The sequence below is a fragment of the Gammaproteobacteria bacterium genome, from assembly GCA_035546635.1.
Classification (GTDB): Bacteria; Pseudomonadota; Gammaproteobacteria; order JAURND01; family JAURND01; genus DASZWJ01.
The window spans coordinates 14,649-37,162 of sequence record DASZWJ010000023.1 but is presented as its reverse complement, the minus strand read 5'-3'; the positions used below and the strand labels follow the sequence as shown (position 1 = coordinate 37,162).

21 protein-coding genes are annotated in these 22,514 nt (G+C 41.0%); 11 read left to right on the top strand and 10 right to left on the bottom strand.

Annotation, left to right across the window (positions count from 1 at the left end):
• From VHE99_06135 to VHE99_06110, 6 genes are all read left to right on the top strand, one after another.
• A partial coding sequence (locus VHE99_06135) for a hypothetical protein (GenBank protein ID HVV68593.1) occupies positions 1-472 on the top strand: 472 nt, incomplete at its 5' end.
• 11 nt (positions 473-483) lie between these two features.
• Entirely contained in the window at positions 484-924 is a 441-nt protein-coding gene (locus VHE99_06130; protein HVV68592.1) for a PAAR domain-containing protein, read from the top strand.
• A gap of 159 nt (positions 925-1,083) precedes the next feature.
• The gene (locus VHE99_06125) at positions 1,084-1,863 is read left to right on the top strand and encodes a hypothetical protein (protein ID HVV68591.1); all 780 of its coding nucleotides are present in this window, start codon (positions 1,084-1,086) and stop codon (positions 1,861-1,863) included.
• A gap of 34 nt (positions 1,864-1,897) precedes the next feature.
• Positions 1,898-2,473: a hypothetical protein gene (locus VHE99_06120; GenBank protein HVV68590.1), complete on the top strand. Its 576-nt coding sequence runs from the start codon at positions 1,898-1,900 to the stop codon at positions 2,471-2,473.
• Between the two features lie 766 nt (positions 2,474-3,239).
• Entirely contained in the window at positions 3,240-3,785 is a 546-nt protein-coding gene (locus VHE99_06115; GenBank protein HVV68589.1) for a hypothetical protein, read from the top strand.
• Positions 3,786-4,046: 261 nt separating this feature from the next.
• Positions 4,047-4,754, top strand: coding sequence for a hypothetical protein (locus VHE99_06110; GenBank protein HVV68588.1), 708 nt, complete (start codon positions 4,047-4,049; stop codon positions 4,752-4,754).
• 522 nt (positions 4,755-5,276) lie between these two features.
• On the opposite strand, the gene VHE99_06105 is transcribed toward VHE99_06110, so the two are convergent.
• From VHE99_06105 to VHE99_06095, 3 genes are all read right to left on the bottom strand, one after another.
• Positions 5,277-5,495 (bottom strand): hypothetical protein, encoded by a 219-nt coding sequence (locus VHE99_06105; protein HVV68587.1) that lies wholly within the window; start codon positions 5,493-5,495, stop codon positions 5,277-5,279.
• A 57-nt stretch (positions 5,496-5,552) separates the two neighbouring features.
• Positions 5,553-5,822, bottom strand: coding sequence for a hypothetical protein (locus VHE99_06100; GenBank protein HVV68586.1), 270 nt, complete (start codon positions 5,820-5,822; stop codon positions 5,553-5,555).
• Between the two features lie 496 nt (positions 5,823-6,318).
• A complete protein-coding gene (locus VHE99_06095) occupies positions 6,319-6,591 on the bottom strand; it encodes a hypothetical protein (protein HVV68585.1) in 273 nt (90 codons plus the stop codon).
• A 323-nt stretch (positions 6,592-6,914) separates the two neighbouring features.
• Here VHE99_06095 and VHE99_06090 point away from each other — a divergent pair, with 323 nt between their 5' ends.
• Complete coding sequence (locus VHE99_06090; GenBank protein HVV68584.1) at positions 6,915-7,715, top strand: class I SAM-dependent methyltransferase; 801 nt, start codon at positions 6,915-6,917, stop codon at positions 7,713-7,715.
• On the opposite strand, the gene VHE99_06085 is transcribed toward VHE99_06090, so the two are convergent.
• Together VHE99_06085 and VHE99_06080 are read right to left on the bottom strand one after the other, a co-directional pair.
• Entirely contained in the window at positions 7,611-8,963 is a 1,353-nt protein-coding gene (locus VHE99_06085; GenBank protein ID HVV68583.1) for a hypothetical protein, read from the bottom strand. The genes VHE99_06090 and VHE99_06085 overlap by 105 nt on opposite strands.
• A gap of 103 nt (positions 8,964-9,066) precedes the next feature.
• Positions 9,067-10,473: an oligopeptide:H+ symporter gene (locus VHE99_06080; GenBank protein HVV68582.1), complete on the bottom strand. Its 1,407-nt coding sequence runs from the start codon at positions 10,471-10,473 to the stop codon at positions 9,067-9,069.
• A gap of 188 nt (positions 10,474-10,661) precedes the next feature.
• On the opposite strand from VHE99_06080, the gene ung reads away from it, so the two are divergent.
• Positions 10,662-11,333 (top strand): uracil-DNA glycosylase, encoded by a 672-nt coding sequence (ung, locus tag VHE99_06075; protein ID HVV68581.1) that lies wholly within the window; start codon positions 10,662-10,664, stop codon positions 11,331-11,333.
• A 129-nt stretch (positions 11,334-11,462) separates the two neighbouring features.
• Here ung and dnaE read toward each other — a convergent pair whose 3' ends face one another.
• Both dnaE and rnhB read right to left on the bottom strand, forming a co-directional pair.
• Entirely contained in the window at positions 11,463-14,954 is a 3,492-nt protein-coding gene (dnaE, locus tag VHE99_06070) for a DNA polymerase III subunit alpha (protein ID HVV68580.1), read from the bottom strand.
• A gap of 112 nt (positions 14,955-15,066) precedes the next feature.
• Positions 15,067-15,711 carry a ribonuclease HII gene (gene rnhB / locus VHE99_06065; protein HVV68579.1) on the bottom strand — a complete coding sequence of 215 codons (645 nt, stop codon included), beginning with the start codon at positions 15,709-15,711 and terminating at the stop codon, positions 15,067-15,069.
• 417 nt (positions 15,712-16,128) lie between these two features.
• Here rnhB and VHE99_06060 point away from each other — a divergent pair, with 417 nt between their 5' ends.
• Positions 16,129-17,112: a Gfo/Idh/MocA family oxidoreductase gene (locus VHE99_06060; protein ID HVV68578.1), complete on the top strand. Its 984-nt coding sequence runs from the start codon at positions 16,129-16,131 to the stop codon at positions 17,110-17,112.
• Between the two features lie 171 nt (positions 17,113-17,283).
• Complete coding sequence (gene lpxB, locus VHE99_06055; GenBank protein ID HVV68577.1) at positions 17,284-18,432, top strand: lipid-A-disaccharide synthase; 1,149 nt, start codon at positions 17,284-17,286, stop codon at positions 18,430-18,432.
• 44 nt (positions 18,433-18,476) lie between these two features.
• Here lpxB and galU read toward each other — a convergent pair whose 3' ends face one another.
• Both galU and VHE99_06045 read right to left on the bottom strand, forming a co-directional pair.
• The gene (gene galU, locus VHE99_06050) at positions 18,477-19,358 is read right to left on the bottom strand and encodes a UTP--glucose-1-phosphate uridylyltransferase GalU (GenBank protein HVV68576.1); all 882 of its coding nucleotides are present in this window, start codon (positions 19,356-19,358) and stop codon (positions 18,477-18,479) included.
• A gap of 230 nt (positions 19,359-19,588) precedes the next feature.
• On the bottom strand, positions 19,589-19,744 hold the full coding sequence (locus tag VHE99_06045) for a hypothetical protein (protein ID HVV68575.1): 156 nt from the start codon (positions 19,742-19,744) through the stop codon (positions 19,589-19,591).
• A gap of 258 nt (positions 19,745-20,002) precedes the next feature.
• Here VHE99_06045 and VHE99_06040 point away from each other — a divergent pair, with 258 nt between their 5' ends.
• Positions 20,003-20,389: a hypothetical protein gene (locus tag VHE99_06040; protein HVV68574.1), complete on the top strand. Its 387-nt coding sequence runs from the start codon at positions 20,003-20,005 to the stop codon at positions 20,387-20,389.
• A 47-nt stretch (positions 20,390-20,436) separates the two neighbouring features.
• Here VHE99_06040 and uvrB read toward each other — a convergent pair whose 3' ends face one another.
• On the bottom strand, positions 20,437-22,443 hold the full coding sequence (gene uvrB, locus VHE99_06035) for an excinuclease ABC subunit UvrB (GenBank protein HVV68573.1): 2,007 nt from the start codon (positions 22,441-22,443) through the stop codon (positions 20,437-20,439).
• Positions 22,444-22,514 lie beyond the last annotated feature (71 nt).

The window sequence follows — 22,514 nt, the reverse complement described above, 5'->3', positions numbered from 1 at the left end:
TGTGACGGTGCAGAACGATCATAAGCACGATACAACCCATAATTCTACTATTACTGTGGGCAACGATCACAGCCACACAACAACCAATAATTCAAGTGTTTCAGTAGGTAATGATTACAGCCATAGCACAGCTAATAATTCGTCAATCAATGTCGGCAATAATTACACGCACAGCACGGCCAACAATGTCATACGATCTATCGGCCATGATTGCACCGAAGAAACCCTACATAACGTCATGCAAACCATAGGCAATGATCTCAGCCACAGCGTAGGCAATAGCGCAAATATCAGCATTGCAAAAAATCTTAATCAATCTATCGGCAGTAATTTAACCATGAGCATTGGGAAAAATGCCTCACTCAATGCCGCCCAATCACTCAGTTTAACTGTTGGCAGTAATACGCTATTGATTAATACCCAAGGCATTTACATTAATGGCACGCAGATAAAAATCAATTCATCTCAATAGCGGAGAAAACAATGGCAAAAATACCCGCACGCTTAAATGACGTAGTCAGCAGCAGTACCCATGGCAACGGCAGCATAATCAGCACATCAACTACAACTACTTTCCAAGGACAACCCGTCGCTTGTGCCGGCGATCATGTCATGTTCTCCGACGGCACTACAGCAACCATTATCGAAGGCAACGCCTGCGTCGAAGTCAACAACAAACGCATCGCTCTAATAAACGATACAACCCAAAACGACGGCATCATCAACTCCGGTGCAACCGGTATCCAGGTAGATGAAGGCGATCCCTTTGTATTTATAGGGAACAATGTAGAAATTGGACCTAATGTGATCTTCAGCAAAACACCAATGGAGTTCTATGACCAGTATTTTCAATTAATTAGCGCAAGTACTGGACAAGCACTCCCTCATATTCCTTACCGAATTCATACCCCCCAAGAATTATAGAAGGAATAACCGATCATCAGGGCAATACACTTTTAGCAAGTAACACAAGCGCTGATGAAATTTCTATAGATATTTTGCAAGGCTCTGAATTTTCAGGAGAGGAGGAGCTGTGTTCTTACTAAGCAATTATCATAATTCAATAGTTAAGGAGAAAATTAAATGTCTAGCCTAGTTATCAAACAGCAAAAGAGCAGCTTGACACCCACATCCGATAAAAAACCGACCAAGGTATTGCTATCATGCCCAACTAGCATTGATGAAGTTGAAATAACATTTGATAATCCATCTAGAGATCAACCAAACATCACCGATTACACATGGCAAATTTTAAAAGAACTATTACTTAAAAGTTGTGTAAAACACGCAGTGATTACAAGCACAATAAGAACATCTCAATCCCAGGCAGAAGCCATGTACAATAATTTAAAATCTGGAAAAAATGTCAGCTACAAGGTCGGAGGCAATGAAGTAACTAAAATTTACCATGACATGGCAAAAGCTGGAAAATCACAACAACAAATATTAGCAGCAATGACAGAGTTGGCAGACAACATAATTACAAACGGCGGAGAAGTTTCAACACATGTTAATGAATATAATACATTATTTTATAATGTGCTCGATATTAGCCTTAGCAAATTAATTAAAGGAGATACAGGAAAGAAATTTACAATAGAAGAGGAAAGCCAAGTTTATAATATTTTTCATAATGATTCTAGGATAAGAAAGGTTCATGACCCAAGTCACGCAAAAGATCCTGCTTTACATTTAGAAATACCTCAACCTCTTGCATTCAATAACAGTGGAATAGCCGCCTTAGAAAAACAGAAACCCTTCAAACCTTCGGCTAAACTCGCCATAGAAAGAGCCAGAGGTTTACCGCTACATAGTTTAAAATATGCAAGCTATCCTTACATTTTTTATACCCCAACCAAATAGCATAATTCTTAATTTAAAACCTGGCGATTAATCTATGATTTTTAATATTGCAAGAAAAGCTACATTCTTATTAATTTCATTCTTTATAGTAATAACAAGCTATTCTCTCACACTGGGGCCTCAAAGCGAAATCAATGACTATGATAATGACTACAGAGCACATTTAAACAAACAAGCAATCAATTTACTTGATAGCAATTATGCAGGATATAAAATATATGAAGATCCTTGTATTCAACATTTCACTCAATTTAAATCAGATGAGTATTTATTAACTCTTCTGAATCCAAATCATAAAACAATAAAATATCTGTTATTTTCTAAAGGAAGCAATACTTTTTATTATATAAAAAAATTTGGTAGTCACAAACTATCGCCAGAAAATATAGGTTGGCAGAATACAATTTGCGGCACATCAAGCGAAGCTTTAGAACAGTGGAAAACCAGGGATTCAAAAGTTGAAAAATGGTTTATAAAACCTAAAGAAAATAATTTTGACTATTTCTGCGTTATTAGAGATACAAAATATTTTTACACATGTTATCAATATCATGCAAATAAAAAAAAATTTTTAGTCATATCTGGATCATATTATTCAATGGATTTTTAGTAAAATAAAAAATTAGATAATTTGCTTTTTTAGGTTAACGCTTATAATGAAATCTAAGCTTAGGGAAATAAGAAATGGTAAAGTATCCACAACACCTGCCCTTTCTCTCCTGCTTTAAAACAGAAAAAACCGTTCAAATCCTTAGCTAAAGTCGCCATAGAAAGAGCCAGAGGCTTACCTTTAGGCAGTTTGAGGTATGCACAGTATCCTTACATTTTTTATAAACCGAGCAATGAGAAGTAAACGTTAAAAACAAAAAGGTAAGTCACTGATGAGCATTAATATTTTTAAAATATATTTCCTATTACTTGCTTTTATTTTTACATCATTAGATAATTATGCACTATCACAACAAAGCTCAATCAATAATGATGATGACTATTATCGTATATTATCAACAGACACCAAAGATTGGATGGATACGATATGCGGAACATCTAAAGAGGCCTAGAACAATGGCAATCACGAGATACCGAAATGGACAAGTGGTACAAAAAACCTGAAAAAAAAGGACTCGATTACTTTTGCGTTATCCGAGACGATTTAAAATCATTGTATGCAGCTTATACCTGTTATCAATATGATACCAAAACAAAAACATTTCCAATTCTTTCTATAAACTACTTAAACGATTAACCCCGTAGTTGCATAGAACTTGAGCAACATCCTATTATCATGTTTTTTATGAGATGTGTTTTACGAATATTTCATCCCAAAAAAAACAAAATTAATTGTGAATTTTCCTGGTTTAAGTAGGAGGTTGGTAGTGAGTGAATTTAAAAAATATGATTTTGCATTAATCGGGATAAGATTGCTTATCATTTATTTGGCACTGCAGGTGATAGCTGTAATACCTCAAATATTAACATTATTTGTTGATATTATTTGGCGGCATGACGCACTAGATTATCCATTTGCATATAAAATCTTAATCCTTTTATTGCCCTTATTATCGCTTTTACCAGTAATCCTGCTTTGGTTGTTTTCCAGTAAAATTGCTCGCTTTACGACAAAAGCAAATAGTTGTGTGGAAAGAAAAGAAACTACTGAAAAACAAGATATACAAGAAATTTTATTTTGTGCCATTGGGATTTTCATATTGATTACTTCAATCCCAAATTTGATTATTTGGGTTTATCATGTTATTGATTATTACCGTCGGAATTTATTGCATGTTTATTCACGTTGGAGTTTAGTGCCAGAATTTATTAGTGTGGCGCTAGAAATTTCATTAAGTTTGATATTGATATTTAAAGCCAAAGTTTTATCGGAATTGTTTTATAGGCTTCGACGTGCTGGTATTGCTAGATAAGGTATTTTTACTGGGGGGGGTAAATAGTTACGACAAAAGATAAAAAGCATCCATCTATTTGAACCAAAAGAAACTGGACTATCTTTATGCACCCCAGATAAGCAATACCCAATTTTTTAATCTACCCCCTTTTTTCCTCCCTCCAGTAAAATTCAAAAATATTTAGCATTTTAATGTTGACAAATTTGAATAATAAAAATATCTTTTTTTATTAAGTTTTAATAATTTGTCTAGAATTTATCAGCAAAGGAGAACCATACAATGAACACCACTCCAACCCCCATCAACGACCCCCAATCCACCACCATCGCTAGAGGCAAGAGATTAGAAGTTCTGCGTCGCATGGTAAGACTCACCCGCAAAGAATTTACACAAAAATATGGCATCAGCGCCAATACCATCGAATCTTGGGAAACCGGCAAATACGGAGGCTTAACTATCCAAGGGGCGCAGCGCATGTTACCTGCATTTCGTCGTGAAGGCATATACTGCACTCTGAACTGGCTAATGCACGGCGTGGGACAACCTCCGCGCTTAACTAACCTACAGTTTTCTGACACTCACGAGAGCGAACAACCCTCCTCACCACAACTGGCGGATGCCATCACCCAAGAATTATTGACCTTCAGAAATTGTAACGGCGACACTGCTGATTTACTGGTGAATGACGACGGCATGGAACCCAGATATAAAAAGGGCGATTATGTCGCAGGCATCCGCTATACCGGCACTAAAATCCAATATCTGGTCAATCAAGATTGCATTGTGCAAACTAAAAATAATGAAGTCTTATTGCGACGCGTTAAACTGAATAGCGAGCCTAACCGCTATGACTTGTTATGTACTAATCTAGAATCCGTAGTGCCGACATCAACACTTTATGCACAGACTTTGACTTGGGCTGCTCAAGTCATCTGGCATAGGCATCATGATGCAGTGAAAATACAGAGTAATTCTGAAGAAAACTAACAGTGATACTAAGCATAGTCACGAAGAATCATGAGATTCTTCGCTCATGCGGTTTAGTGTTTCTTTGATTAGTGTACATAATTCAATCTGTGGCCTGATGACTTAAGAATTGTGCGGTAAAAATACTGCCAAAGCTCATCTCCTTTGGTAATTACCCACGCCTCGATAGTCATCCTGAAAAGGGGCAAGCGATTAGTCAAATTTCAGCAACCTTCCCAGTGAAGTCATTATTTTTGATTAATGTACACTTTTCAAAAGATGACCCAAGCAATGATTGAAGGCAGCAAATGAGCCAATATCCATCATTTCAAACTATTACCTAGAATTTGCTAATTTTAAAAAATCCTTGGTGCTTCTCTCCTGACCTTAACGTCTATTTGATTAGTGTACACTTTTCAAACGGCCTCACTTGCAGCTTCTAATTTATCCAATCGATGGCCAGCTTTAGCCTAGTTTTTTATCCAGATAATTAACCTTTGATTTGCGTACACTTTTCAAAAGAGCGAGATAAGAGCACTGAGATCACTGTTTGCTTTTCCCTACCAAAAGCAATTTTTGCCCTGCATTCATCAGGCAAAATCGAACACTGCTCTGATTTAGTCCTAGCTCCTGACCAATGCTTACCGGTGTTTTACTTTGTATGAACTGCAAAATGCATTGCGTCTCAATTTCAGTAAAGCTAACTTCGTGATCCTGCTGTTCCAGAATACCCAATTTCTTTCTTGTGAAGACTTTATCCATGAGTAACTTCCTTTTAGTAAGGTTTAAATTGGAATTTGCCACAGGGGGCTTAAAGCTTTAAGCCGCCATTACCGCCAGAGTATTCACGGATTTTCTTCTGCTATAACGTTTAAATGCTCGCTCAACGGCGTCAATTTCTTTCTGAGTTGGAAATTTATTGCCAATTTTCTCAAAAGCCCATAAGGCTAAACACGTTAAGTAAAGAGACTTGCTCATTGTTTCAGGTTTGGGTTCCTTCTCTACTGCTTCTAAATAGAGATCCAATAATTGGTCGTCATTTGAGGGACGATTTTTAATGATTAAATCTTTAAAATTAAATATTTTCATGTTTATCTCCATGGATAGATTTCTTGCTGTACGCCTATCCTTTTTTTTCTATGTGTATTCCGTTTTCAGTGAAAATGCTTTGTGTTTTGGGAACATTGCAAATCATCAGGAGTCATTACAACAGGATGGAGAGACATGGGAAATGGCATTGAAAAGGACAATTTTACTGTGCGATATTAGTGTGCATTATTATTGCTTCAGAAATGTTAAGGTTTTCTTAAGAAATGAGGTTCTATTTTTCCTCCCTTCTCTGTTAAACTACGAAAAAACTGTTATTCCCGCCTACGCGCACTAGTGTCCGATTAACCACTGTAACCTCCCTCTCCCACAAGGGGAGAGGGGATATTTTTGTGAAGAGCCTTCCCATGTGGCGATGTTATTGAGCCTTACCCCTTTGAAAAAGGTGGGTAGGAACATATTTATTCAATAATGCTTGTGGGAGAAGGAAATACGCTAACCAGGTATATTGATTTACAAGAAAGGGCTATGCCATATTTCAAGCTGCAAACATCACAACTGGCATTTCCAAAGATTTTCTTCTGCTAAAACGTTTAAAGGCTTTTTCCACTACATCAATTTCTTCTTGAGTTGGAAATTTATTCCCAAGCTGCTCACAAGCCTGCAATGCCAGGCAAGTTAGGTATAAAGACTGACTGATATCTTCTGACTTAGGTTCATTGGTGATGGCATCTAAATATAAGCCTAATAGCTGATCCTCACTTGTTTGATAATTTTTAATCATTGAGTTATTGAAATTGTGTATTTTCATCACTACCTCCGCCTAAAAATAATTTTCGCTATCTTCATCACTTAGTTTTGTAATCCATTTGAGTCTTGTAACCGTAAAATGTGGTACAATTCTCTAATAATTACTTGTTGCTAGACCTATCCTATGAGCTTATTCCTATTAAATATTGAGCCCAAGGCACAACAAGATATTCAGCAGGAGTATTACAACAGGATAGGGAGATATGCGAAACAGCGTTGAAAGGGGCAGTTTTGGTGTGCGATATTTTTGTGCATTATTATAACAGCCGAAATGTTCAACCGTTTTTATATTAAGGTACAGAAGCAACGAGGTTAGTAATAATAATGGCCATAGCAAAGAATAATTATGGAACTCTAAGGACGAGCAGAGCACAGGAATGGACTAATTATGATAATAGCGCATTTTACGAAACAATTGATATTACTGAATTTAAAGGTTTCGCCGCAAGCGCAGGAATAACAAATGGCTGCGACATAAAGCTATCAACTTCGCACTGGGAAAAAGCACGTTCAGTTTTAGAGGTTGGGGCTGGATATGGCAGAGTAATAAATTATTTATTACAACATAAATTTCTGGGACATATAACAGCAATTGAACGCTGTAATAAAATGTTTAATCATTTACAAAAACAGTATGCTCGTAATGAAAATGTTACTTTATTGCATTGCGATCTTCATAATCTTAATCAAATTAATTTTGATAGAACCTTTGATGTTATTTTTTGGTTATGGTCTGGTATTACTGAATTTTCATTCAAAGAACAGCCATTTATAATATTCGAATTAACAAAATTACTTAGCAACAATGGCATACTAATTATTGATACAATGCCTGAATTTATAATCCCATTAAATGCGGCGGAAAAAACCCCAAGCTCTAGTTATACATGCCAAATGCACAACACAACTATTTGTGGCTATTGGATCTCTAAAGATAAGATAGAAGAAACTGCTTTTCTAGCAGGATTCGCCAATGTAACACATTTAAACTATACTACTGATACCAATAGAAAGCGTTTGCTACACTTTCTTAGTAAAAGTCTTGTGAGATATCCGAATACATCCTTTAACGAAAGAACACATGTCAGGAAAATTTTTATGCAACACCCCATCTACTGTAGTTAATAAATTTTTATCTTCCAAAGGCATTTCACTACTATTACGCATGCCAGCGTGCAAATCCACATTATTATGAAAGTAATCAAACGATACTAGATTAAATAAATCATAAAAAGGAGTATCATCAATATTGTATTTACCTGACAAAAACTCCTGCAAATGTCGCTGTATTAAAGATCTTATTTCATGCAAGTCTGATACGAAACTACTTCTAGTTCTGGAATGCGGCATAAATTCAGGAGCTATAGGAAATTGTAAAGAATAGTAAATTGGACTAGATTCCAAATTATACATATTAAAAACTTGAGGATGCATAATTATTGGAGGATAATTTCTAATTTCATAATCTTTTATATATACATTCTGCAAACCCAATATTGGCCCTGCACTGTTATCTTTGGCTGGCCCAAAGCCTGGTACTTCTCCGATTCCCGCAAACATAAGATATTTCACGGTATCAATAATATACCCACTAGATTTAGCTTCATACTCCTTTAAAATTATCGAAAAAATTAAATTCCAAAGTACTTGGTTACGAAAAAATTCTGTACCTCTCCATATTGAATCATGGAAATAGTAATAAAAATTTTTCCAACTTACATCTTCCAAATGCTCAAACCAATTTTTTGAAAAAAACAAAACTTCACATTGCCAAGGATGTTCAAAAGTCGGATGATTAGCTATTTGCCTAAATATTTCCCAATGCGCCATCAAAGATTTAGGAGTACTTACCGTCAAATCAAAACGTTTTCTTAGCTTAATATGTTTTTTATCTTCTGAAATTTTTGGCAACATGAATATTGAACGTGCACCAGCACTCATATCCCAAATGAATACAGGCTGCTGAGTTTTTTCAGGATTTAATACTCGCCATGCACCAAAAGGCTCGCCAGAATATATCAAACCATGAAAAGAAACCGTATGAGATTCAAGAGGCAAAAAAAGTTCGCAAGAATTCTGCAAAATCATGCAAACAGGATTTGAGTTTAAATTGTAATCTAATCCTGCCCGCAATTTGGGATCAATTGAAGAATCAGTTATAGCAACTATATCTCCTTGCTGATTAGGCAGCATAAATAATGCTCTTTGCAATATCAAACTGCCATAAGGATAAGAAGCCCTAGCTAACCAATGCTTTTTATCTGGGTTTATTTCATCAATAATCCTTGCAAATTCAGGATTAACTTTCGCAACATCCTCCCTCACCTGATCCCAAGTCTGAACTTCCAACTTTCCTTTAAATGCTAAACTCATAACCGAATTCCCCAAATAATTGCAAGAAAACCTAGCATTTCTCTTGTCCTGAGAAAGAAATTTCTAGCCCACAGCTCAAAAACTACCCAACTCAAAAATCTCACTACCCCCCAATCCCCAACATCCGCTTCAACCTAGGAATCAGCAAAACCAAACACCCCACCACCAACACAATAAACCCCGTAATAAACAAAAACTCATTCACATACGCCACACTTTTAAATGGCAAAAATTTCCCCACTTTATCAGAAAACTTCGCCAACAAACTACTCACATACCCACCCATACCAATAAACAAAAACCAACACCCCATCATCGTCGTTTTTAACCCCTGTGGCGCAATATCGCTGATAGCCGTATAAATAGCCGGCGCAATCACCACCTCCCCTGCACTTAACAACAAAATCCCCAAAATCAAACCCACAGCAATCCAATTGGTCGCCGCCGCAAAAGCAAAACAAGCAATACCCAAAGCCCCCAAAAAAATCCCCACCGCCAATTTATTGATAATCAACAACTGAATGCCCCTAGCCCTCAGCCAAAACCACAAGCCAGTAATCACGGGGGCTAGCAGTAATACAAACAAACAATACAAAGTACTAAAAGTGCTGGCAGGTAATTGTGTATGAATCACCCCTTGTTGAATCTTCAATTGTAAAAATAATGTAATTGATGTTCCAATTTGCATACCTGCAGCAAAATAAAACATACCAAAAAAGCTCATGATTAACAATGCCAGTAACCGCTGACGCATTGCACTCTGATATTTAATAATCATTATCAGTATATAACCGATGCTACCTACGAAAAATAAACCGACTACCGTATTCAATGACGCCGGATAATAAAAGGTCAAACTCAGCAGCACACTACCGACCAGTAAGGCCAAATAAGTCAATTCCACACCCACATGACTGATATTAGGCTGATGTTGTTTATCTTCATAGGTCTGCCAATTAAATATAAACCAGCATAATCCCAGCGCCAAACCAATTGCACTGCACAAAAAACCCGCACTCCAACCCACTGCATAAATCATAAAACCATAAACCAACGGCCCAAGACTCCCACCCACATTCACGGCAAAATACAACCAGGTATAGCCAGCTTCCTTACGCGTTTCACCCGCAGCATATAATGTACCCACCATGTGCGTCGCCGTACCTTTATATAATCCAGAACCCACCAGCGACGCCGCCAATCCCAAACAGAAAAAATATCGATTATAGGAAATCAACAATAAATTACCGGCAATATTAAGCACTGCACCCAATAACAAAGTATTGCGACTCCCCAGCCATTTATCCCCCAGCACTCCACCCATAATCGGAATGGCATAAGTAAATGCCGCATAGGCGCCATACAGCAAAATACTTTCACTGCGCGGCAGCTTAAAGATATGCATAAAATATAAAACCAGTATGGTTTGCGTACCGTAATAGCTGAAGGTGTCCCACAATTTGCCAAAGGCTAATACCCATAAGGCTTTGGGGTGTTTGAATAATTCCATAGTTTGTCCGATAAGTTACGAAGTAATGATTATTTCATTTGGTTAGATATGCCTATTCTAACTGGATTACCGGTAGTTTGCTGGGGTATAATTTTTGCGAAGTAAATATTTTTCTACTCCTACCAACCTAGGTGAAACATCACCTAAAATTTTTCAATAATCCCTTCGAATAAGACAAGGATACCGTAATGGAAGCAACCCAAACCAAAACCTGGCAAACCGTCCTCGCCAATGAAAAACAACAACCTTATTTTCAACGTATTCTGGATTTCCTCAAAACTGAACAAGCTGCTGGTAAAAAGATTTATCCTAAGTCAGCTGATATATTTAACGCGTTTAAATACACGCCCCTTGAAGCAGTCAATGTGGTGTTGATTGGCCAAGATCCTTACCACGGTGCAAATCAAGCACATGGTTTGTGTTTTTCAGTACAACCGGGAATCGCTCCCCCACCCTCGCTACAAAATATGTTTCTGGAATTGCATAATGATCTTGGTTTACCCATACCCAACCACGGTTGTTTAGAAAAATGGGCTAAGCAAGGTGTGTTGCTATTGAATACAGTCTTAACAGTAGAATCGGGAAAACCGCAGTCACACGCCAACATCGGTTGGGAAATTTTTACGGATAAGGTGATTCAGATTTTAAATGAAGAAAAAGAAGGGCTGATATTTTTATTGTGGGGTTCGCCTGCGCAACGTAAAGGAAAAATTATTGATGCCAGTAGACATTATGTGCTGAAAGCACCGCATCCTTCGCCTTTATCGGCACATCGTGGGTTTTTGGGATGTGAGCATTTTTCTAAAACCAATCAGTTACTGCGGCAACAAGGGAAGAGGGAGATTGATTGGAGTTTGTAGAATCTATACAGCCTTAGCTTTTTTCTTCTTACATTCGTGACTTTTTCCCTTCTCCCGTCTGTGACCGAAGGGAATCCCCTTGTGGGACGGGAGAAGGAAAAAGGCTAAGGCTGTAAGAAGAAAAATCCATCAACCGTACACCAAACTAACATTCTCCAACCCGCACAGTGCATACAATTCTTCTAACGCCAATTCACCCGGCTTCACTCGCCATTCCTCGCCCAACGCCAAACGTGCCGTAGACATTTTCTGGTGATACTCCACCCATACCGGACAATTACCCCCAGCAGCACTAGTCAAAGCTTTTTTAAACGCTGAAAAAAATTCCGGCGTTATTTGCTTCTCTTTCAGATGCAGCAATAAATATTTAGCAAATTTTTCTCGTGCCCCACCCATGTCATACAATTGTCGCGCTACCAATTTATAACCATCGGTAAACTCATCCACACTGACCTCGCCTTCCACCACCAATAACTGATCTTTCACCAATAACGATCGGCAGCTGTCAAAAACTTGCGAAAACACCATCATTTCGACGCGACCCGTGCGATCTTCCAACGTCAAATAAGCAATACGATTACCTGATTTAGTCTGCGTAATACGCAAGGCAGATACATAACCTGCCGTAAAAATCAGCTTATCCCGACCCGTTGGTCTTAAAGCACTAAGCGGCACGGCAAACTGTGCAAGTTCTTCCTCATAACGCATAATGGGATGACCAGAGATATACCAACCTAATGTGTCTTTTTCACCTGCCAAGCGTAAAGCATCCGGCCAAGGTTGCACCTTGGCATAATGCGCGGCAGGCGTGGTATCTTGTGAATTAAAATCACCGCCAAATATATCCGTCTGTCCCTGCAAACGCGCACGGCTTTCCTGTTCCGCTGCTTGTAATGCAGCATCCACAGAAGCAAATAACACAGCACGTTCCATTCCAAAACAATCCATAGCACCTGAGCGAATCAACGCTTCCAACACCTTGCGATTGACTTTACGCGTATCCACCCGCACACAAAACTCAAACAAATCTTTGAAAGCGCCCTTATCTGTCCGCTCTTCTAAAATACCATCCAACGCCGCACTACCCACCCCTTTAATTGCGCCTAATCCATAAAGAATTTCACCTTCTGCATTCACGGTAAATTGATACTGCCCTTGATTAAGATCCGGTGCTTTAATTATCAATCCCATCTTCAAACAATCTTCAAAAAACCGCACTACTTTATCCGTATTATCCATATCCGAAGACAAAACCGCCGCCATAAATTCCGCTGGATAATGCGCCTTTAACCACGCCGTTTGATAAGACACCAACGCGTAGGCCGCCGAATGTGATTTATTAAATCCGTAATCGGCAAACTTCTCCATCAAATCAAAAATCTGATTAGCCAACTGTTCATCGACACCGCGAGCGCCTGCACCGCTGACAAAAATCGCGCGCTGCTTGGCCATCTCCTCAGGTTTTTTCTTACCCATAGCGCGGCGCAAAATGTCTGCACCCCCCAAGGTATAACCGGCCAACACTTGCGCGATCTGCATCACCTGTTCCTGATAGAGAATCACACCATATGTCGAGCGTAAAATTGGCTCAAGACTAGGATGAGGATATTCAACTTGCGCACGTCCATGCTTACGATTTAAAAAATCATCCACCATGCCTGATCCCAATGGACCCGGTCGAAATAACGCTACCAACGCCACGATATCGTCAAACTGATCGGGCGCTAAGCGGCGTATTAGATCTTTAATACCACGCGACTCTAACTGAAACACCGCCGTCGTCTGACAAGACTTCAGTAACTCAAAAGTCTGCTGATCGTCCAATGGCAAGCTGTTTAAATCGACAGAAGCTTCACCTTGTTTTTTACGCTTAGCGTTAATTGTTTGTAACGCCCAATCCATAATTGTCAGCGTACGCAATCCTAGAAAGTCAAACTTCACTAAACCGACTGCTTCAACATCATCTTTATCAAATTGCGTGACGCGGTTTTCACCATCTGGCTCACAATATAACGGCGTAAAATCCGTCAAAACCGAAGGCGCAATCACCACACCGCCAGCATGTTTACCCACATTGCGCGGCACGCCTTCTAACTTCAACGCCAAATCAATTAAAGTTTTAACTTCTTCTTCCTGTTGATAACGCTGCATTAATAACGGCTCATCAGTCAACGCTTTTTTCAACGTCATGCCTAATTCAAACGGAATTAATTTCGCCAGTTTATCGACAAACCCATATGGATTTCCCAACACGCGTCCAACATCACGCACCACCGCACGCGCCGCCATTGTGCCGTAAGTAATAATCTGCGCTACGCTGTCACGACCATATTTTTGTGCAACGTAATCGATCACCCGATCACGACCTTCCATGCAAAAATCAATATCAAAATCCGCCATGGAAACGCGTTCAGGATTTAAAAAACGTTCAAACAATAGATCATGTTTTAACGGATCAAGATCGGTAATTCCCAAAGCATAAGCAACTAAAGAACCGGCACCAGAACCACGCCCCGGTCCTACAAAAATATTTTGCTGTTTAGCCCAACGGATAAAATCAGCCACAATTAAAAAATATCCGGTAAAACCCATGTTCTGGATAACCGCCATCTCCAACTGCAGGCGTTCTTCATAGGCGTGACGGGAATTGGGAGCTGATGGTGTGGCAAGTTGTGCTACATAGACTCCTTCCCCCCACAGGTTAATGAGACGTTGTGCTAATCCCTCTTTAGATTGTTGCTGAAAAAAATCATCAACTGCCATACCCTCCGGCACAGGAAAATTCGGCAAAAAACTCTTGCCCAGCGATAACTCGACATTACAACGTTTGGCAATTTCGACACTATTCGCCAATGCTTCTGGGATATCAGAAAACAAGGCAGCCATTTCTTCAGGGCTGCGAAAATATTGCTGATCGGTATACTCTTTTCTGCGACGCGAATCATCCAACACCCAACCACCATGTATACACACTCGCGCTTCATGCGCTTCAAAATCCTCACGGTTTAAAAACCGCACATCATTGGTTGCCACTACCGGCATATCCATCTTGGCAGCTAAAGCCAATGCTGCCTGCAGATACAACTCTTCCTGCTCACGACCAGTGCGTTGCAATTCTAGATAAAATCGCTCGGGGAACAATGCATGCCATTCTGTCAATAATTGCTCTGCTAACTTGGGTTGGTTAGCAATCAACGCCTGGCCGATATCCCCCTCACGTCCTCCCGATAGGGCAATTAAACCGCTGGATAATCCCGGTATCCAGGATTTATCTATCAATGGCATTCCCAAATGTTGTCCGTGCAAATAAGCTTTTGAAATCAACTGCGTTAAGTTTTTATAGCCCGTGTGGTTTTGGCACAGCAATATCAGTCGGTGGGGTTTTTTATCATCTGCGGCATTACGAATCCATAAATCAGCGCCAATGATCGGTTTAATACCCGCTGCTTGCGCGGCGCGATAAAACTTCACCATCGCAAATAGATTCGAATGATCGGTAATGGCCACTGCCGGCATATTGGCTTTGGCTGCGGCTTTCATTAACGGTTTGACGCTGATCAAACCATCGATCATGGAATATTCGGTGTGGAGGTGTAAGTGGATGAACTGTGGTTGCGGCATAAGTAATTTTTGAGTTTGATATGCATATTATATGACTGAAGACTATCGTCCTAGTTTTTTTGCTGTCATCCTAAGCGTAAGCGAAGCATGACAAGAAAACTCAGGATAACAGTTAGGGCTCAACTTCTGCAAAAATCTCCGGCATCACCGATAATTGCACTGACCTAAAATCGCGACGATGTAATTCACAAGGCCCTAAACGCTGCAAAGCCGCCTGATGCTCACGGGTCGCATAACCTTTATGCTTTTCAAACCCATAACCAGGATACTCTTGACTCAGCGCAATCATCTCGCGATCACGTACCACCTTAGCCAAAATAGATGCTGCACTGATCGCAGCAATTTTCTGATCGCCTTTGACGATGGCCTGAACTGAATAAGGCAATGTGGGGCAGTGCGTGCCATCCACCAAAACGTGCTGCGGCACCACCGACAATGCCAAAACCGCCCGCCGCATTGCTAATAAACTGGCATGAAAAATATTTAAACTGTCAATTTCCGCCACTTCCGCCCGGCCAATCGCCCAGGCGATTGCTCGCTCTTGTATCAGTGGAAAAACCGCTTCACGCTGTTCTTTCGTCAAAAGCTTAGAATCCCCAAGCCCCGCAATGCGCCGTTTAGGATCAAGTATTACCGCAGCCGCCAACACCGGTCCAGCCAATGGACCTCGCCCGACTTCATCCACACCCGCAGTCAACGCATGTTCGGTTTTCCATAACAAGCGCGGCGCTTGAGATTGGGGAGCGCGTTTATTCATAGGGACTTCCGTTTAAATTCCGTGTTTAAAGGGAAATCAGTATATATAGATTTGCGGATATTGCATCTTAATTTTCCTCTTACAGCCATAGCATTTTCCCTTCTCCCGTCTGTGACCGAAGGGAATCCCCTGGTGGGATGGGAGAAGGGAAAATGCTATGGCTGTAATAGAAGCAGCTACAAACCCTATACAATCTATAGATTGATTCCAAAGAAAAAAAATGCGAATATTTCAAAATTGTGACATAAACACCGCTTTGCCCCGTATCCAACACGTTGCAAAAAGGCTATACTTTGAATTATCCTCAAGGAAGGAGGAAGAGTGATAGATAACATACAACAGTTCTGTATCCTTCAAACCCATCCAGAACAATTTGCCAACCATCTCCATACCAACATGCCTAGTGACCATTAAAACATGAAAATAATTAAGTGCGGGGTAATCGGTGTCGGCTACCTTGGTCGATTTCATGCCGAAAAATATGCCAAGCTACCGAATGCCCAATTAATTGGTGTTTGCGATACAGATGCAGACAAAAGTAACGAAATTGCTCAAAAACACGGGGTACTTGCTACCCAGGATTACCATGAACTACTTGGTAAAGTCGATGCCGTCAGTATCGTCACCCCAACCCAATCCCATCATCAGATCGCCAAAGTCTTTCTTGAACATGGTGTACATGTACTTTTAGAAAAACCCATCACCAACACCGTCGCTGAAGCGGATGAATTAATCAAGATAGCTGATAAAAATAAATTAGTACTACAAATTGGCCATCTAGAACGCTTCAACTCCGTCGTCAATGCCTTGGAAAAATATCTAGATCGACCGCGATTTATCCAATGCAGTCGGCTTGCACCTTTCAAACTGCGCTCTATTGATGTCAGTGTAGTACTCGATCTAATGATCCATGACATCGATTTAATTCAATACCTAGTAGGCTCGCCAATTAAACAAATCCATGCCAATGGCGCTTGTGTGTTATCCGATCAGATCGATATCGCCAATGCCCGCATCCAGTTTGAAAACCATTGTGTTGCCAATGTCACCGCCAGCCGCGTGTACTTAAAACAAGAACGCCGCCTACGGTTATTCCAGCCGGAAGCTTATATTTCCGTTGACTTGCAGGGTAAACAGCTCGCGATCCATCGCAAGGGCACCAATGAAATGTTCCCCGGCATCCCAGAAATCATCTGCGAGGAGCAAGCTTTTGAACAAGGCGATGCCCTGCGTGATGAGATCATCGCGTTTTTAGACTCCATCGAAAATCAGAAACCGCCGGTGGTCTCAGGCATAGATGGCAAGCGGGCACTCGCCACTGCGATTGAGATTACCAATATTGTGAATCAGCAGATGGAGTTGTTTAAAAAAACCCAGGCTATGGAGTCGGCTGAGGGGTAAGGGTGTAACCATGCTTCCTTCTCTCCCTTCCGCATCTTCTCTCCTTGGGGCATAGGCTTCAGGATAAGCACCATAACTCCCTCTTGAGAGGGGATACAGTGCTTAGTTGGCGCTTGTATTGCAAGAAAAGAGAGAGCCACAAAGCTACCACAAACATAAAACCCAACTTAAATGACCTCACCCTCCACAAAACGCGTACTCATCGTCTCTGGCGAAGCCTCCGGCGACCATCATGCTGCGCAACTCGTGCAAGAAGTACACAAAATCGACCCCAATGTGCATTTTTCTGCCATGGGCGGAGAACAAATGCGCAAAGCCGGAGTGGAAATCATTGTCGACTCCAAACCTTTGGCGGTAGTGGGCGCCATAGAAATCCTGCAGCATTTTGCCCCCATCTTCCGCGCTTGGAAAACGCTCAGGCGACTGATTAAACAACAACCGCCCGACCTAGTCGTACTCATTGACTATCCTGAATTCAACTTGCAAATCGCCAAAGCCGCCAAAAAAGCTGGCATCAAAGTACTCTATTACATCAGCCCTCAAGTCTGGGCTTGGAAACAAAAACGCGTCAAAACCATACGTCAACGCGTCGATAAAATGCTGGTGATTTTCCCTTTTGAAGCAGAGTTTTATCAAAAAAGTGGCGTTCCCGTAGAATTTGTCGGCCACCCTTTGACCGGCAAAGTGCAGCCCAACATTGATAAAGCGCAAATGCAGCAAGAGCTCAATCTTGACACAAAAAGCCGTGTGATCGGCTTATTACCTGGTAGCCGTAAAGGGGAAATTCGACGCTTATTACCTGTGCTGTTAGCCGCTGCCCAACAGTTGAAAAACCGCTACCCCGATTTAAATTTTGTTTTGCCGTTGGCTTCCTCCTTAAGCCGTGAAGATCTAGCGCCTTATTTGCAACATTGCGATCTACCCATACAGGTGATTTCCGGGCAATTCTATAACGCCCTACAGTTATGCGATGCCGCTATTGTCACCTCGGGCACGGCCACATTGGAAACCGCTTTGATGGGCGTCCCCATGGTGATTGTCTATAAAACCGCCGCCTCGACTTATCATATCGTCAAACGCATTATCAAAATTCCTTATATTGGCTTATGCAACATCGTTGCCGGCAAGGCTATTGTGAAAGAATTGATACAGCATGAAGCGAATGTAGAGAATATTTGTGCAGAAATCAGCCATATACTGGAAGATAAGGATTATCACGATACCATGCAGCAGAATTTGCTGCAGGTAAAAGAGAAACTGGGTAAAGGCGGTGGATCACAGCAAGCAGCTAGCGCTTTGCTGGCGTTGTTAAATGATTAAGTAACCTCTTGCGAACACGCCAACTGAAGGAGACAAACAAACAACTAAAACCCCTTGACCAACTCCTGTAAAAACCCTTTAAAATCATCCGCCAACTCTTTATGTTTCAAAGCAAAATCCACCGTCGCCTGCAAATAACCCAGCTTACTGCCACAATCATAACGCTTGCCGCGTAACTGGTAACCAAAAACAGATTCTTTATCTAACAACCGAAATATTGCATCAGTCAATTGAATTTCCCCACGGCCATCGGCTGCAGTTTCTTCCAACATGTCAAAAATAGCCGGAGTCAGTAAATAGCGCCCCACCACGGCTAGATTTGAAGGTGCCTGTTCGGGTGCAGGTTTTTCAACGATAGTCTGAATACGCCCCACACCTCCCTGCTGTTGCTCTAAAGCAACGATGCCATATTTGCTAGTTTCTTCCCGAGGAATCTCTTCTACGGCAATCACACTACCCTGCATCTTTTCATAACAAGCCACCATCTCCGTCAAGCAAGTGTAGGCACCTGTTTCAATTAAGTCATCGGCTAGCAAAACAGCAAACGGTTCATTTCCTACCAGATTTTTCGCACACAATACTGCATGCCCTAAACCTAGTGGATTACGCTGACGGATATAAACACACGAGACATTCGCCGGTAAAACTTCTTGCACAATATTTAACAGTTCTGTTTGTCCGCGCTGTTCCAATGTGTGTTCTAATTCAAAATTGGAATCAAAATGATCTTCTATGGCTCTTTTACTGGAGCTAGTGACAAAAATAAGTTCATTAATGCCGGCTTTAATAGCTTCTTCGACCGCATATTGAATAAGTGGTTTATCGACAATGGGTAGCATTTCTTTGGGATTGGCTTTGGTGGCCGGTAAAAATCGTGTACCTAAACCAGCAACGGGAAATACAGCTTTTTTGATGGGATGCGGCATAAATGGGTATCTCCTGATGATATAAATTCCAACTAGAAGGGATTATATTCAATTTACTGGAACTATTCAGTAAATTTGTCTCTTCAGCCGCTGCTTTTTCCCTTCTCCCCTTGTGGGAGAAGGGAAAAAGCAGCGGCTGAAGAGAGAGAAAAATATCCAAAAAAAAACGCAAGTGCTCTGTGAATTAACTACAAAGCACTTGCGAATCCCACAACAAACTTGAAGAATTTCTACCAAATATGTACCGGAGGGTCTACTGGTATGGGATGATTTCTCGGCTCCCAAAAATGCCAGCCTTTCCACCCACGGCTTATAACGGGTCCAGCACCCCCGCCGATGACGATTTCCATTTCTTTATCCGTTAAATATTGCACTGAAGTATTCATATAACACACTCCTCCATTCAACTTACTCACTTGCTTCAGGCCATAAAAAAACTAGCAGTCATAATTTAAATATAATTCAAAAATGAGATTGTGCAAGTTTTAGACAGATATTTCTCTGTATTTTTAGTATTTTTAAGCGCATCTACTACCTATTTTTGCTTAAATATAGTTATTTTTAATTTCTCAAAAATTTTCAGAAAACCATAAGAATTACTTATTAAAATGGTTTATCTTTTAGAAACCAATTGTGAGACCGCTATGACAACACTTTTCTTCAAAGAAAAAACCCCTGAACAAGAACTTGCAACGCTTGAAAGAAACCTTGAGAGAGAGCTTCAACTAGGAATTGAAGTAAAACCTTTTAACAAAAATGGTTATTCTGAAATCGAGACTTTTCTCAATAAAACCATGCTCTTAACTGAAGAGGAAACTAATAAAATCGATAAAGCTGCCGAAGCTGGCATTGAAACACGTTTTGAAACCCTCAAAAATCTTTACAATGCATTAACTAAAAGGTTAACGCATGAACAAAATAATACAGAATTGCAAAAAGCGTATGACAGGGTAAGTTCTTTATATGGCAAATTATTAGGAGAAAAGATGGGAGATACTCCTCGTGAATATGAGCCTCCTCAAATTAGGTAGTGATTTTTCACAGGCTTGAAACTGTAGAGAGCTTAATTGGAGAAAATTTATCCCGAAAAAGTCACTTCCTGAATATGCTTAATCTGATCTCGTACCCGCGCCGCCTCTTCAAATTCGAGATTCTTCGCATGACGGTACATTTTTTCCTCCAACTTTTTAAGCTCCCTCGCTAACTTCTTCGCCGGCATGACCTGGTACACCGCTGCCTCTTCTGCGACACGCTCGGCGCGTTCACGTGATTGCGGAGAAAATTCCTCACTGGTTTCTAAAATTACTTTGACGGCTTTTTCAATACCTTTGGGCGTAATGCCATGCTGCTGGTTATAAAGCGTCTGCAGCTCACGACGGCGATTGGTTTCTGAAATCGCGCGCTGCATGGAATGGGTTATCCTATCGGCATACATAATCACCTTACCATGAATATTACGCGCCGCGCGCCCGATGGTCTGGATTAAAGAACGCTCAGAACGCAAGAACCCTTCCTTATCCGCATCCAGAATCACCACCAACGATACCTCCGGTAAATCCAAACCTTCTCGCAGTAAATTAATACCCACCAACACATCAAACGTACCCAAACGTAAATTACGAATAATTTCCACACGCTCAATTGCATCAATATCCGAATGCAGATAACGCACCTTCACGCCATGCTCTGCCAGATACTCACTTAAATCTTCTGCCATGCGCTTAGTCAAAGTCGTCACTAATACTCTTTCATCGCGAGCCACCCGCAACTGGATTTCCGATAAAGTATCATCGACTTGCGTCGCAACTGGGCGCACTTCAACTTCAGGATCAATCAAACCAGTGGGACGCACGACCAGTTCAATAATCTGCTCAGAATGCTGACGCTCATAATCTCCTGGTGTGGCTGAAGTAAAAATTGTCTGCGGCATCAAATGTTCAAATTCATCAAAACGCAACGGACGGTTATCTAAAGCGGAAGGTAAACGGAAACCATATTCCACTAACGTTTCTTTGCGTGAACGATCACCACGGTACATCGCCCCCAACTGCGGCACGGTGACATGTGATTCATCAATCACCAGCAACGCTTCACTCGGCAGATAATCCACCAAAGTCGGTGGCGGTTCACCCGCGCTCCTCCCAGATAAGTAACGCGAATAATTTTCAATACCGTTGCAATAGCCTAGCTCCATAATCATCTCTAAATCATAACGCGTGCGTTGTTCTAAACGCTGCGCCTCCACCAGTTTTTGCATTTGATGTAAATCCGCCAAACGCAGCGCCAATTCTTGCCGAATAAAATCCACTGCATCCAGCAAACGCTGCCGCGGTGTCACATAATGACTTTTCGGAAAAATCGTCACGCGCGGCACGCGGCGCAGTACTTCTCCGGTGAGCGGATCAAAAAAGTTAATATCCTCAATTTCCGTGTCAAATAAAGCAATGCGCACGGCTTCACTTTCCGATTCTGCCGGAAAAATATCAATGACATCACCATGTACTCGATAAGTCGCACGACGAAAATCTGTATCATTGCGGGTATATTGCAATTCAGCTAAACGATGTAATAAATGCCGCTGTTCAATTTGGTCACCGCGGCTTAAGTGCAACAACATACTCAACGTCAACTGCGGATCACCCAAGCCATAAATTGCTGACACCGTCGCTACAATAATCACATCCTTACGTTCCAGCAGGGCTTTAGTGGCGGATAAACGCATTTGTTCAATCTGATCGTTAATCGATGCGTCTTTTTCAATATAGGTATCGGACGAGGGTACGTAGGCTTCCGGTTGGTAGTAATCGTAATAAGAAACAAAATATTCCACCGCGTTATGTGGGAAAAATCCGCGCATTTCTGCATACAGCTGCGCTGCCAAAGTTTTATTCGGCGCTAATACCAGTGTCGGACGTTGTACGGCTTGAATGACATTGGCAATGGTATAAGTCTTGCCGGAGCCGGTCACACCCAAAAGAGTTTGATGGGCTAATCCTTGTTGAATGCCATCGATCAGCTTGCTAATCGCTTGCGGCTGATCGCCTGCCGGTTTGTAGGAGGATTCGAGGGTAAAGAGTTTTGGCATTATGTCTCCCGGATAATTTTGGAGGGTTCTTGCTTTGAGAATAGCATTACCTATGAAGCTTTTATAGGAGA